The organism is Burkholderia sp. DN3021, assembly GCF_049805555.1.
GTDB lineage: Bacteria > Pseudomonadota > Gammaproteobacteria > Burkholderiales > Burkholderiaceae > Burkholderia > Burkholderia pyrrocinia_C.
The window spans coordinates 87,808-100,124 of record NZ_JBNCAB010000006.1; the positions used below are offsets into that span (position 1 = coordinate 87,808).

A 12,317-nucleotide genomic window follows, 5' to 3' on the forward strand; every position below is an offset into this window, starting at 1 on the left:
GCCCGGGAATGGCTGCATATCGTGCGGCCGTTCGTTCGGATCGCGGCAAGCCGCTAGGCCTGTATCGCGTAGATCCGATCGGTGACCTCCGTCTGGCCGATCCGGCTCGTTTCGATACCCGCCAATTGCCAGCCGTTGTGCTCATAGAAGCCGATCGCGCGCACGTTGCCTTCCAGCACCGACAGATGGACCTTGTCCACGCCGATCGTCCGGGCGGTTTGCCAACTCAGGGTGTGCAGGCGAGCGATGAGGGGCGCGTCGTGCGCTGTCGCGGCGCGAAGCGTGGTCCGGGTTTCCGGCATCGGTTGGCAACTCCTTCTGCTTGTTCTCTTGATCGGAATGTCTCGTCGCAAAATATACCGTTCTTTGAAACATGCATGCCGTGACGGTTCGCCGCCGGGACATCTGCGTGCAGGCAAAAAAAATCCCGACGCCTTCACTGGTCGCCGGGATCGAACGGCCCTGCAAGGCATGAGGGCACGAGGAAGACGACACATTACACGCATGCAAGACTGTTGCGCTTTGTCGGTTCGTGCCAAATCCCTGCGCTATTCCGCCAAATTTCCGGTTTCCGTCGCCGTAAACGAAAAAAGCCTGCTCACGCGAAGCGCGAGCAGGCAAGAAAACGGATCAGCATCCGAGGCACGAGGGCTGTCCTGAAAAGATAACGGCACGGCGCGTGCAAACCTTAGCCCCACGAACGGATCGCGGTCGAAACGGGCTGCTGCACGTAACGTCGCTACCTGAGAGGTGCCCGGATCGCTGAATACTCTGCATCGCTCACCAAGGCGCCGCCATTGCTTCCCGTTGCAAATCTCCTATTCTTCAGCGGATAGCATCACTCCGGAGACTGCAAATGAACCGGCCGAACTACCGGATATTGGATGTGCCTCTCGTCGGTCAACGAAAAAATTCCGATGGCACGTGGCTGATGCTGAGAAGGGAAACGAAGGCCTGCAACCACATGGAGATATGGCGTGCTGGTATGCGGCCGCATGCATGGTCTCGTATTACCGTCGCCCCGGACCACGTCGTGGCCTACCGGAGATATGGCTCAAGGATAAGGGACTCCCTTTAACTTCGATCAGTGACCTCGCCACAGCCGAAGGTCTCATCCCCCTCACGCAGCCAGAAGAAGACGAAGATATTGCAGAATGGTTGGAAGCTACAAAAATTGCCTGCTCGTGAAGGATTCACTCAAAAAACACTATTGAATTTCGATTCGCTCCGATCGACGAAGGCACGTGCAACGCTCATTCACGCAGATATCTGCCGCCGCAATTTTCCACGGCCCGCGGTACGGAACTTGATGGGAAGACGAACAAGCATTCCGGCGAATGCTTCTGGACGACAATCCTGAAACGACTCGGAATTCGCTATCGCAGCCCGTACAACCTGCGACATCGCTACGCGACAGCAATGCTGATGGCCGGCATGACCCCATGCCTTTTGCGCGAAACAGCCCGGACACGACATCGAGATGTTCCTGACGACTTACGCGAAACGGATGAATGGCGAGCAGAACGCTCTGGCGATGGCGAGACTCGAATCGATGCTGTTCCCCGAGTTGTCCCGCGCAAAGCAAAACAGGCGCCGAAGCGCCTGTTTTGATCGAGAATTTTGGGGTGGCTGATGGGACTCGAACCCACGACGACAGGAATCACAATCCTGGACTCTACCAACTGAGCTACAGCCACCACTGATACTGCTTTCTGCTCTTCGCTGTTTTTGTTTCAGCAGCGAAGAAGCAAGATTATACGAAGTCTTTTGAATCTTGCAAAGCCTTTTTTTCAAAAAATTCTTCGGCTTCGTTCAGATGCGCGCGCGCCTCGTCGAACACGGCCAGATCGCCGCGCGCGAGCTTCTTGTTGTCGGACAGCACGCGACGCCAGCCGCGTGCGCCGGGCACGCCGCGATACAGCCCGAGCGCATGCCGCACGATCGCGCCGAGATAGGTTCCGCGCTTCAGCTCGGCCGCGCAGTATTCGATCAGTTGCGCTTCCGCTTCTTCGCGCGTCGGTATCGCACCCGTCGATCCGTAGAAGCGCGCATCGACCTCCGCGAGCACGTACGGGTTGTGATACGCCTCGCGGCCGAGCATCACGCCATCGACATGCTCGAGATGCTGCGCGACTTCGTCCAGCGTCTTGATGCCACCGTTGATGACGATCTCCAGCGACGGAAAATCGCGCTTCAACTGATACGCATAGTCGTACTTGAGCGGCGGGATCTCGCGATTCTCCTTCGGCGACAGCCCCTTCAGGATCGCGTTGCGCGCATGCACGACGAACGTTTCGCAGCCGGCCTCGGCGACCGTGCCGACGAAGTCGCGCACGAACGCGTAATCCTCGACCGCGTCCACACCGATCCGGTGCTTGACCGTAACCGGCACCGACACCGCATCGCTCATTGCCTTCACGCAGTCGGCGACGAGCTGCGGCTCGTTCATCAGGCACGCGCCGAACGCGCCGCGCTGCACGCGCTCGGACGGACATCCGCAATTCAGGTTGATTTCGTCGTAGCCCCACTGCTCGCCGAGCTTCGCGGCGCGCGCGAGATCGTCGCGTTCGCTGCCGCCAAGCTGCAGCGCGACCGGCGATTCGTTCGGCGTGAACGCGAGATGCCGCTGGGCATCGCCGAACAGCAGCGCACCCGTCGTGATCATCTCCGTATACAGCCACGTATCGCGCGTCAGCGTACGGTGGAACGACCGGCAATGGCGATCGGTCCAGTCGAGCATCGGCGCGACGGATACGCGGCGGGGAGGAAGCGAGGACGGTACGGACATGGAATTCGGGCAACAAGCCAGGCGGCGCGGAAACAACCGAACATTTTACCGCAACATGGGCCGCACCTGCCCGGCGCCCGCGCTAGTCGCCCTCGCCCAGTTCCGCATCGACCGCCCTTCGCGCCTCGTCGAGCACGCGCTCGATCACGCGCCGTTCGGTCAGCAGCAACCCGTCGACCTTGACGAGCCGCCAGTCGATCCGCACGGCGTCGCCCTGCAGCACGCGGTAGTGCGCATGCTCGCCGTCCCAGACCTGCTCGGTCTTCACCTCGATCTCGAAGCCGCGGTACGGCTCGCTGAAATCGCCGAGGTCGCTGCCTCTCGGTTCCATCGCACGCTCCGTGGCGACGCGGCGCCAGGCCGCCCATGCAACCGGCGCCGCGCGCTCAGTCGTATTCGTCGGACAAAAAGGATTTGCCGTCGGCCGTCAGGTCGACGCGGTCGGCCGCCGCCTGATAGATCAGCCCCTCGTTCAGCAACGCATAGACGACGTCGCCAAACGCGGCAGGAACCGGCCGGCTTTCGCCGAACTGGTCGATCCACTTCAGCGCCTCGATGGCTTCGGGGGAAAGGATGGGGGTCATGCGTTGCCCTCCGGCATCGGTGTCGTTCCATCCTAACACTTCGTCCGGACGCCGAATACCGAGGCAAACGCGCTGCGGGAATGCCGGACGACGCCAACGGGCAGGCGGCCCGTCGGCGCCGCACCGGCGCAGGAAGCGCGCGCTCAGAGACGCGCGATCGATACTTCGGTCGACTTCACGAGTGCGACGACTTCCGCGCCGACCTTCAGTTCGAGCTCGTCGACCGAGCGGGTCGTGATCACCGACGTGACGATGCCGAACGGCGTCTCGACGTCGACCTCGGACACCACCGGACCGCGAATGATCTCCTTCACCTTGCCTTTGAACTGGTTACGCACGTTGATTGCAGTGATGCTCATCGGGTTGATCGCTCCGAAGAAAAAGTCTCAGAACGGGCGGCCGGAGCCGCCCGGATTTAAACGGCCCAGCGGATCTGCCCGACCGGTCGAACGTTGTCTGCTTCATGCACCGCGCCCGGTTCGGCCGCGCCTGGCCCGCCGGCAAGCACGCGCTTCAGCACGCGGTCTTCCAGCGCCGCAAACGCCGCCGATGCGCGAGCACGCGGCCGGTCGAGCGGTACGGGCTGGTCGAGCGCCACACGCCCCTGCTCGATGAGCAGGATGCGGTCGCCGAGCGCGACCGCCTCCTGCACGTCGTGCGTGACGAGCAGCGCGGTGAACCGATGCTCGCGCCACAAGCGCTCGATCAGCGCATGCATCTCGATGCGGGTCAGCGCGTCGAGTGCGCCGAGCGGTTCGTCGAGCAGCAGCAGTTGCGGCCGGTGCACGAGTGCGCGCGCCAGTGCCACACGCTGCCGCTGGCCGCCCGACAGTTGCGCGGGCCAGTCGTTCGCCCGCTCCAGCAGGCCGACTTCATCGAGCACCACACGCGCGTCGTCGCGCGCGCCGCGCCCGAGGCCGAGCATCACGTTCTGCAGCACGGTCTTCCACGGCAGCAGGCGCGCATCCTGGTACATGATCCGCGTATCGAGCGCACCGCCGCCGTCGCCGCGCGTCACGAGCGCGCCGCTGCTCGGCTGCTCGAGTCCCGCGACGAGGCGCAGCAGCGTCGACTTGCCGCAGCCGCTGCGGCCGACGATCGCGACGAAGCTGCCGCGCGCGATGCCGAGTTCGACGTTGTCGAGCACGGCGCGCGCGCCGAAGCGCTTGCTGACGCCCGACAGCGTCACCGCGTCGTCGGGTGCCGGGCTTCCCGCGCGCCGCCGCGCAAGCGGAACGACCGATGCGCTGCCGTCACGATCGAGAATCGCCGCGTCGCGCGCATCGCCGTCCGCGACGCGTGCCTGCGCGAGCTCGGCCTCGAGGTCTGCGCCGGCGAGCGGGCCGTAGGCGGCCGCCGAAGTCGTCGCATTCATGCCTTTGCTCCTGATTGGTAAGCGGGGTGCCAGCGCAGCGTCACGCGCTCGAGCCATTTCGCCAGCACATCGGCCAGCTTGCCGAGCACCGCGTACAGCAGGATGCCGACCACCACCACATCGGTTTGCAGGAATTCACGCGCATTCATCGTCATGTAGCCGATGCCCGACTGCGCGGAGATGGTTTCCGCGACGATCAGCATCACCCACATCAGCCCGAGCGCGAAACGCACGCCGACGAGGATCGACGGCAACGCACCGGGCAGGATCACGTCGCGGTACAGCGCGAAGCCGCGCACGCCGTAACTCTTCGCCATTTCGATCAGGTTCGCGTCGACCGAGCGGATCCCGTGATACGTGTTGATGTAGACCGGGAAGAACACGCCGAGCGCGACGAGGAACAGCTTCGCCTTCTCGTCAATGCCGAACCACAGGATCACGAGCGGAATCATCGCGAGCGCCGGGATGTTGCGGATCATCTGGATCGTCGAATCGAGCGCGACCTCGGCAGCCTTCGACAGGCCGGTTGCGAGCCCCAGCGCGAGACCGACGCCGCCGCCGATCGCAAAACCGAACAGCGCGCGCCACGTGCTCACCTTCACGTTCGCCCACATTTCACCCGACGTCACGAGCGACCACGCCGCCCGCACGACCGCAACCGGCTCGGGCAGCACGCGGGTCGACAGCCAGCCGGTGCGCGCGCCGGCTTCCCACACAACCAGCAGCGCGAGGGGCACGAGCCACGGCGCAACGCCGCGCCATGCGCGGGCGGCCACGGCGGCACCCGTCGTCGACGTTTTCGTTGTCATCGCAGGCCTCTCCTCGCTCAGCTCTGGCTTGCCTTCGGCAGATAGTTGTTGCCGACGATCTCGCCGAACGGCCCCGACAGCGGGCCGGCCGGCCGCTGCGCGCCCTTGCCCTTGATCAGCGGGAACACGAGTTCGGCAAAGCGATACGACTCCTCGAGGTGCGGGTAGCCGGACAGGATGAACGTCTCGATGCCGAGGTCCGCGTATTCGCGCATGCGCTCGGCGACCTGCTCGGGATTGCCGACGAGCGCGGTGCCCGCGCCGCCGCGCACGAGACCGACGCCGGCCCACAGGTTCGGATACACCTCGAGCGCCTCGCGACCGCCACGCTTGCCGCCGTGCAGCGCGGCCATCCGGCGCTGACCTTCCGAGTCCATGTTCGCGAACGCCTTCTGCGCACGCGCGATCGTGTCGTCGTCGAGGCGGCTGATCAGTCGCTCGGCATCACGCCATGCTTCGTCCTCGGTCTCGCGCACGATCACGTGCAGGCGAATGCCGAACTTGATCTTGCGGCCGCGCGCCTCCGCGCGGGCACGGATGTCGGCGATCTTCTTCGCGACCGCCTCGGGCGGCTCGCCCCAGGTCAGATAGGTATCGATATGATCGGCGGCAATCGCGTGTGCGGCCGGCGACGAGCCGCCGAACCACAGCGGCGGATGCGGACGCTGCACGGGCGGATAAAGCGCCTTGCCGCCCTTCGACTGCAAGTGCTTGCCGATGTAGTCGAAGCCGCCGTTGTCGTGCGACGCGGCAAGCAACCCGCGCCAGATGTTCAGGAAGTCGTCGGTGATCTCGTAACGCGTATCGTGATCGGCGAACAGGCCATCGCCTTCGAGTTCGGCCGCATCGCCGCCCGTCACGACGTTGATCAGCAGGCGGCCGCCCGACAGGCGGTCGAACGTCGCGGCCATGCGCGCCGACAGCCCCGGCGACGCGATACCGGGACGGATTGCAACCAGGAACTTCAGGCGCTGCGTCGCCGGAATGAGGCTCGACGCAACGACCCACGCATCCTCGCAGGAACGACCGGTCGGCAGCAGCACGCCTTCGTACCCAAGCGTGTCCGCCGCGACGGCGACCTGCTTGAAATAATCGTAATCCGCGGCGCGCGCGCCTTCGGCCGTGCCGAGGTAGCGGCTGTCGCCATGCGTGGGGATAAACCAGAACACATTCATCTGCTGCTCCTGCTTGACTGTTCTTGCCGAAATTTGAAAAAAACGTCGCCCTGCTCGCGTCGCGGACGAGCGACGCATGCATGGTGTGCGTTCGAATCGGGATGGTTCGCCGGTCAGGCCGTGCAGCGGGCAAATACGCGATTGCACGGCTGTTTCTGGGAAATCAGTCTAGGGATCGGGGCAGGGCTTTGGAACGATTTTTTTGAGCTTAGGTTTTCCGCTTTCGTGATTAGCACGACGCTGGAGCGAATATCGCGGCGACCGGGCCCTATAATGGCGTACCTATCCGAATAACTCCGCGCGCACGGCCCCGGCCGTGCGTGCCTGCGGTGCACTCATCGATGCAGAAAGTCATCCTGCCGTTCCTGTCCGGCTTCCTTGCCGCCCTGTTCTTCCGCGAGGCCACGCTCGCCCTCCTTCACACAGCGGACCTGATCGCCGCGGCCGGCTTCTCCACGCAGCCGTTCGCGCCGCTCGGCATTCCTGAATTTGTCGCGAACGCGCTGATCAGCGCGTGCTGCGCGATCCCGATGGCATGGCTGTTGCGCGTGTCGCCGGAACGCGAGGCGTCGTGGATCGGCGCACTCATGTTCGGCGGCATCGTGCTGACTGCAGCACGCGTGTTCGCGATCGATCCGCTGCGCGGCATCTGGCCGTCGGGCAACATGATGCCCGTGCTCGCGGCCGGCTTCGCGGCGAACGCGGTGTGGGGCTTCGGCGCGCTCGTGTTCATGCGCGCGTTCATGTCGGACGACGCGGGCAACGAGTAACGCGGGCCCGGTCTCCGCGCCCTTCGACCGCAGAGCGATCGACGGTCAATAGACGAAAAGGCCGCCTGCATGTGCAGGCGGCCTTTTCGTTTCTGTCTCGCGCGCGGGTCAGTCGTTCAGGTTCCGCAGCGGATGCGTGTCGGGCGTCCACGGGCAGTCGAACATCGCGAGCACCTCGGCCCGATCGATGTCCGCGGCCGACTTGAAGCGCCAGGCCGGCTGGTGATCCTTGTCGACGATCAGTGCGCGCACGCCTTCGATCACGTCTCCGCGCGCGAACGTCGAGCGCGTGAGATCGAGATCGCGCCGCAGGCAATCGGCCATCGTCGCACCGCGTGCGCGTTCGACGACTTCGAGCGACACGGCCATCGACAACGGCGACAGTTGGCCTCGCATCGCGTGGGTCGCCTTCTCGACCCACCCGTCGACGGCCGCGCAATCCGGCTCGGCATCGAGCGACGCGAGGATTGCGTTGATGTCGGGCTGCGCGAAATGGCGGTCGATCCCGGCGCGCGCATCGGCCAGCGCCGACGTGTCCGGCGTCGGCACGACCTTGTGCGCGGCAGCCGCGTCGGCCACACAGGCGACGGCCTGCGCACCGCTGTCGATGCGCGCGCTGCGCAGCGTATCGAGCAGCGTCGGCAGCGCGGCATCGGGCAGATAGACGTCGGCGAGCCGCGCGTACAGCGCACCGGCCGCGTCGAGCGTCGCGCCCGTCACGGCGAGATAACGACCGATCGCGCCGGGCGTGCGCGCGAGAAACCAGCTCATCCCGACGTCCGGGAACAGGCCGATGCGCGTTTCGGGCATCGCCATCTTCGTCGAATCGGTCACGACGCGCAGGCCGCCCGTATGCCGCGCCGCCTGCGAAATACCCATGCCGCCGCCCATCACGACGCCGTGCATCAGCGCGATATAAGGCTTCGGATAGGTGAAAATCGTATGGTTCAGCGTGTATTCGTCGATGAAGAACGCGTCGATCGCATCGCGGTCGCCGCGCTGCCATGCGTCGTGGAAAAAGCGCACGTCGCCGCCCGCGCAGAACGCGCGCGGATGCGGACTGTGCACGACGACCGCAACCACCTCCGGATCGTCGCGCCACGCGTCGAGCGCCTGCTGCATCAGCCGGATCATGCCGCCCGACAATGCGTTCAATGCCTTCGGCCGGTTCAGCTCGAGAAAACCGATGCGGTTCGCGACATAGGCGCGCACGTCAGGCTGGGCGGATTCGGCGGAAACGGCAGCGGAAGTGGAATCGGTCATGAGGGCCATCCGGCAAATGGCAGTCGCACGCTCAGTGCGACTGCATCTTCGAGAACAGGTTCAGCACCACGACGCCCGAGATGATCAGCCCTAGGCCGATCACCGCCGGCACGTCCGGCACCTGACGATAGAGCAGCATCGCGACGAGCGTGATCAGTACGATTCCGGCGCCCGACCAGACTGCATAGATGATGCCGACGGGCATCGTGCGCAGCGTCAGCGACAGGCAGTAGAACGCGATGCCGTAACCGGCGACGACGAGCGCCGACGGCCAGAAGCGCGTGAAGCCGTCCGCCGCGCGCAGCGCGGACGTGCCGACCACTTCCGCGACGATCGCGATCGCGAGCCATGCGTATCCGGGAAGCTGCATCGCTCAGCTCCTTGCGAGAGCCAGCACGGCGTAGTCCTGGCCGAGCTCGGCACACAGCGCCTCTACGACGAATTCGTGGTCCGCGCGCTGCGGCAGCCCCGACGCGGTGATCGAGCCGATCACGCCGGCGCCCGCAACGGTCAGCGGAAACGAACCGCCGTGCGGCGAATATTCGGCGATCGGCAACCCGTGCTTGTCCGCCAGCGTGGCGCCGGCCTGCTGCATGCGCAGGCCGATCGCATACGAGCTGCGCCGGAAATGCGCGACGACGTTGCGCTTGCGGCGCACCCAGTCGGCGTTGTCGGGGGTAGCACCGGCGAGTGCCGCGTAGAACAGCGGCTGGCCGAACGTGACGATGTCGATCGCGATGGCATGGCCGCGCGACGTCGCGAGCGCATGCATCCGGTTGCCGAGCGCCCACGCGCGGACCGGGTCGAAATGGGGAAACACGAGCGCCTGTTCCTGCGCGCCGATCGATTGAAGATCGTGAGCGATGTCCATGAATCCGTCGATGCAATAAGGTGAGCCGCAGCGGTGCCGATGCGATCGCGCACGGCGCCGCTACCGAAGAGACGAAACAAACCGCTCGATTCTAGCGCACGCGCCCACCGTACCGTCCCCGCAAGACGCGACACGCGATTGTCAGAAAGTGCTTGCGCGCGCTCGGGTAACTCCTTATAATTCATTTCTTCGACGGACGCGGGGTGGAGCAGTCTGGCAGCTCGTCGGGCTCATAACCCGAAGGTCGTAGGTTCAAATCCTACCCCCGCAACCAACGTCCCGATTCATGCAAAAAGCCCGGCCCAGCGCCGGGCTTTTTGTTTTTCCGTACCCGATCCCCACACCCTCTTCGCGCACGCATGCCGCTTCGCACGGCACGCCGCCCGCATGTGCAGGCGTTCGAGAATGCCGCGCCCCGGTGATACACTCGCATCACCTCGTCCCTTCCACTCGACATGAAATTCTGCTCCGTCTGCGGTCACGAAGTCATCGCGCGCATTCCTCCGGGTGACAACCGCGAGCGCTTCGTCTGCGATCACTGCGGCACGATCCATTACCAGAATCCGCGCAACGTCGTCGGCACGGTCCCGGTCTGGGGCGACCAGATCCTGCTGTGCCGCCGCGCGATCGAACCGCGCTACGGATTCTGGACGCTGCCCGCGGGCTTCATGGAAATGGGCGAGACGACGGCCGAAGCCGCCGCGCGCGAAACGCTCGAGGAAGCCGGCGCGCGCGTCGAGGTACAGAACCTGTTCACGCTGCTCAACGTGCCGCACGTGCACCAGGTCCACCTGTTCTACCTCGCGCGGCTCACCGATCCGGGTTTCGAAGCCGGCGAGGAAAGCCTCGAAGTGAAGCTGTTCGACGAAGCCGACATCCCTTGGGACGAAATCGCGTTCCCGACCGTCAGCCAGACCCTGCGATTCTTCTTCGCCGATCGCGCCGCCGGCGACTACGGCGTGCACACCGGCGATATCTTCCGCTCGCTGCGCAACGGCTGAGCTCGTCCCCATGGTCCCCTGGCTCGGCCCGGACGATCCGTTTCCGCCCATCGAACGCGCGCTCGGTCCCGCGACCGGCGCGCCCGGGCTGCTCGCCGCGAGCGCCGACCTGCTGCCGTCGCGCCTCATCGACGCATACCTGCGCGGCATCTTCCCGTGGTACTCGGACGGCCAGCCGGTGCTGTGGTGGAGCCCCGACCCGCGCATGATCCTCGTGCCGGCCGAATTCAAGGTGTCGCCGTCGCTGCGCAAGACGCTGAAGCGCGTGCTGCGCGAGCCCGCATGGGAAGTGCGTGTCGATCACGACTTTCCGGGCGTGATGCGCGCCTGCGCGCAGGCGCCGCGCCGCGGGCAGCGCGGCACGTGGATCACGGCGGAGATCATCGACGCCTATACGTCGCTCTACCGCTCCGGCAACGCGCACAGCATCGAGACGTGGCACGACGGGCGCCGCGTCGGCGGCCTGTACGGCGTGTCGTTCGGGCGGATGTTTTTCGGCGAATCGATGTATGCGGATGCCACCAACGCATCGAAAATCGCGCTGGCCGCGCTCGTCGCCCATCTTCGCGACCAGGGGCTGGAGATGATAGACTGCCAGCAGAATACGTCGCATCTAGCGTCGCTCGGCGGCCGCGAGATCGCACGCAAGGCCTTTGTCGCTCACGTGCGCCGCGCGGTAGCCGAACCGCCGATTCCGTGGCAGTTCGACAAGCGCGTGCTCGCCGCGCTGACGGGCCCCGCCGAAACGGCGGCGCCCTCCGGGATCGAGCGCTAGCGCGGCACTCCTTCCCTGCATCGAGAGCTGCCCATGACTCACCCGACTGAGCTGCCGCTTTCACCGCTTTCGGCGCTGCAATTCTATGCAACGGCGCCCTATCCGTGCAGCTATCTGGACGGCCGTATCGCGCGCTCGCAAGTCGCGACGCCGAGCCACCTGATCAACTCGGACATCTACACCGAACTCGTGAAGGCCGGCTTCCGGCGCTCGGGCGTCTTCACGTATCGCCCGTACTGCGACGGCTGCCGCGCCTGCGTACCGGTGCGCGTGCCCATCGACGCGTTCGTGCCGTCGCGCACACAGCGCAGGATGTGGAAACGGCACCGCGCGCTCGTCGCGACGGTCTCGCCGCTGCACTACGACGAAGAACACTACGCGCTCTACATGCGCTACCAGTCCGCGCGTCACGCGGGCGGCGGAATGGATCGCGACAGCCGCGACCAGTACGAGCAGTTCCTGCTGCAGAGCCGGATCAACTCGCGCCTCGTCGAATTCCGCGACCTCGACGCCCCAGGCGGCGAGCGCGGCAAGCTGCGCATGGTCAGCATGATCGACATCCTCGGCGACGGACTGTCTTCCGTCTACACGTTCTTCGAGCCCGACGACCGGCACACGAGCTACGGCACCTACAACATCCTGTGGCAGATCGAGCAGGCGAAGAGCCTGGGCCTGCCGTACGTGTACCTCGGCTACTGGATCCGCGAGAGCCCGAAGATGGCGTACAAGGCGAACTTCCACCCGCTCGAAGGGCTGATCGACGGCCGCTGGAAGATACTCGATCCAGAACGGGTCGACCTGCCGCCCGTCGATGCTGCACTGGCCCGCGCGCCGTTGCCGGGCGGGCATTCCGGCTCGGGCTGACGCGCACCGCGGGGCTGCGAAGCGAAGCACGCCCCTGCCGCG

The 12,317-nt window shown here is 65.3% G+C and carries 15 protein-coding genes and 2 tRNA genes; 5 read left to right on the top strand and 12 right to left on the bottom strand.

Annotated elements, in window-relative coordinates:
* Positions 1–53 precede the first annotated feature (53 nt).
* The 9 genes from ACPUER_RS05480 to ssuD all read right to left on the bottom strand — a co-directional run bounded on the left by ACPUER_RS05480 (position 54) and on the right by ssuD (position 6,731).
* Positions 54–302 carry a hypothetical protein gene (locus tag ACPUER_RS05480; protein ID WP_425130571.1) on the bottom strand — a complete coding sequence of 83 codons (249 nt, stop codon included), beginning with the start codon at positions 300–302 and terminating at the stop codon, positions 54–56.
* Positions 303–1,621: 1,319 nt separating this feature from the next.
* Positions 1,622–1,697 (bottom strand) — tRNA-His (locus tag ACPUER_RS05485).
* Positions 1,698–1,753: 56 nt separating this feature from the next.
* Entirely contained in the window at positions 1,754–2,740 is a 987-nt protein-coding gene (gene dusA, locus ACPUER_RS05490; protein ID WP_425130593.1) for a tRNA dihydrouridine(20/20a) synthase DusA, read from the bottom strand.
* A gap of 130 nt (positions 2,741–2,870) precedes the next feature.
* Positions 2,871–3,119 (bottom strand): hypothetical protein, encoded by a 249-nt coding sequence (locus ACPUER_RS05495; protein WP_072441576.1) that lies wholly within the window; start codon positions 3,117–3,119, stop codon positions 2,871–2,873.
* Between the two features lie 55 nt (positions 3,120–3,174).
* Entirely contained in the window at positions 3,175–3,372 is a 198-nt protein-coding gene (locus tag ACPUER_RS05500) for a hypothetical protein (RefSeq protein WP_011351863.1), read from the bottom strand.
* A 143-nt stretch (positions 3,373–3,515) separates the two neighbouring features.
* Positions 3,516–3,731: a TOBE domain-containing protein gene (locus tag ACPUER_RS05505; RefSeq protein ID WP_006400187.1), complete on the bottom strand. Its 216-nt coding sequence runs from the start codon at positions 3,729–3,731 to the stop codon at positions 3,516–3,518.
* Between the two features lie 56 nt (positions 3,732–3,787).
* The gene (locus tag ACPUER_RS05510) at positions 3,788–4,747 is read right to left on the bottom strand and encodes an ATP-binding cassette domain-containing protein (RefSeq protein WP_425130572.1); all 960 of its coding nucleotides are present in this window, start codon (positions 4,745–4,747) and stop codon (positions 3,788–3,790) included.
* Complete coding sequence (gene ssuC, locus ACPUER_RS05515) at positions 4,744–5,556, bottom strand: aliphatic sulfonate ABC transporter permease SsuC (RefSeq protein ID WP_152861527.1); 813 nt, start codon at positions 5,554–5,556, stop codon at positions 4,744–4,746. The genes ACPUER_RS05510 and ssuC overlap by 4 nt, the downstream gene beginning before the upstream one ends.
* A gap of 17 nt (positions 5,557–5,573) precedes the next feature.
* The gene (gene ssuD / locus ACPUER_RS05520; RefSeq protein WP_072441762.1) at positions 5,574–6,731 is read right to left on the bottom strand and encodes an FMNH2-dependent alkanesulfonate monooxygenase; all 1,158 of its coding nucleotides are present in this window, start codon (positions 6,729–6,731) and stop codon (positions 5,574–5,576) included.
* Positions 6,732–7,072: 341 nt separating this feature from the next.
* On the opposite strand from ssuD, the gene ACPUER_RS05525 reads away from it, so the two are divergent.
* Positions 7,073–7,501 carry a hypothetical protein gene (locus ACPUER_RS05525; protein WP_111017165.1) on the top strand — a complete coding sequence of 143 codons (429 nt, stop codon included), beginning with the start codon at positions 7,073–7,075 and terminating at the stop codon, positions 7,499–7,501.
* A gap of 108 nt (positions 7,502–7,609) precedes the next feature.
* Here the strand turns inward: ACPUER_RS05525 and ACPUER_RS05530 are convergent, their stop codons facing one another.
* Genes ACPUER_RS05530 through ACPUER_RS05540 form a run of 3 tightly spaced genes read right to left on the bottom strand, consistent with a single transcriptional unit; the run spans position 7,610 to position 9,635 of the window.
* Positions 7,610–8,764, bottom strand: coding sequence for an enoyl-CoA hydratase/isomerase family protein (locus ACPUER_RS05530; protein ID WP_425130573.1), 1,155 nt, complete (start codon positions 8,762–8,764; stop codon positions 7,610–7,612).
* Between the two features lie 31 nt (positions 8,765–8,795).
* On the bottom strand, positions 8,796–9,134 hold the full coding sequence (locus ACPUER_RS05535) for a DMT family transporter (RefSeq protein ID WP_175961519.1): 339 nt from the start codon (positions 9,132–9,134) through the stop codon (positions 8,796–8,798).
* Positions 9,135–9,137: 3 nt separating this feature from the next.
* The gene (locus ACPUER_RS05540; RefSeq protein ID WP_425130574.1) at positions 9,138–9,635 is read right to left on the bottom strand and encodes a heme-degrading domain-containing protein; all 498 of its coding nucleotides are present in this window, start codon (positions 9,633–9,635) and stop codon (positions 9,138–9,140) included.
* Positions 9,636–9,832: 197 nt separating this feature from the next.
* Between ACPUER_RS05540 and ACPUER_RS05545 the strand changes: the two genes are divergently transcribed.
* The 4 genes from ACPUER_RS05545 to ACPUER_RS05560 all read left to right on the top strand — a co-directional run bounded on the left by ACPUER_RS05545 (position 9,833) and on the right by ACPUER_RS05560 (position 12,275).
* Positions 9,833–9,909, top strand: a tRNA-Met gene (locus ACPUER_RS05545).
* A 181-nt stretch (positions 9,910–10,090) separates the two neighbouring features.
* The gene (locus ACPUER_RS05550) at positions 10,091–10,636 is read left to right on the top strand and encodes an NUDIX hydrolase (RefSeq protein ID WP_021161562.1); all 546 of its coding nucleotides are present in this window, start codon (positions 10,091–10,093) and stop codon (positions 10,634–10,636) included.
* A 10-nt stretch (positions 10,637–10,646) separates the two neighbouring features.
* Positions 10,647–11,411, top strand: a complete 765-nt coding sequence (gene aat / locus ACPUER_RS05555) for a leucyl/phenylalanyl-tRNA--protein transferase (RefSeq protein ID WP_425130575.1) — start codon at positions 10,647–10,649, stop codon at positions 11,409–11,411.
* 33 nt (positions 11,412–11,444) lie between these two features.
* Positions 11,445–12,275, top strand: coding sequence for an arginyltransferase (locus ACPUER_RS05560; RefSeq protein WP_072441596.1), 831 nt, complete (start codon positions 11,445–11,447; stop codon positions 12,273–12,275).
* Positions 12,276–12,317: the final 42 nt, after the last annotated feature.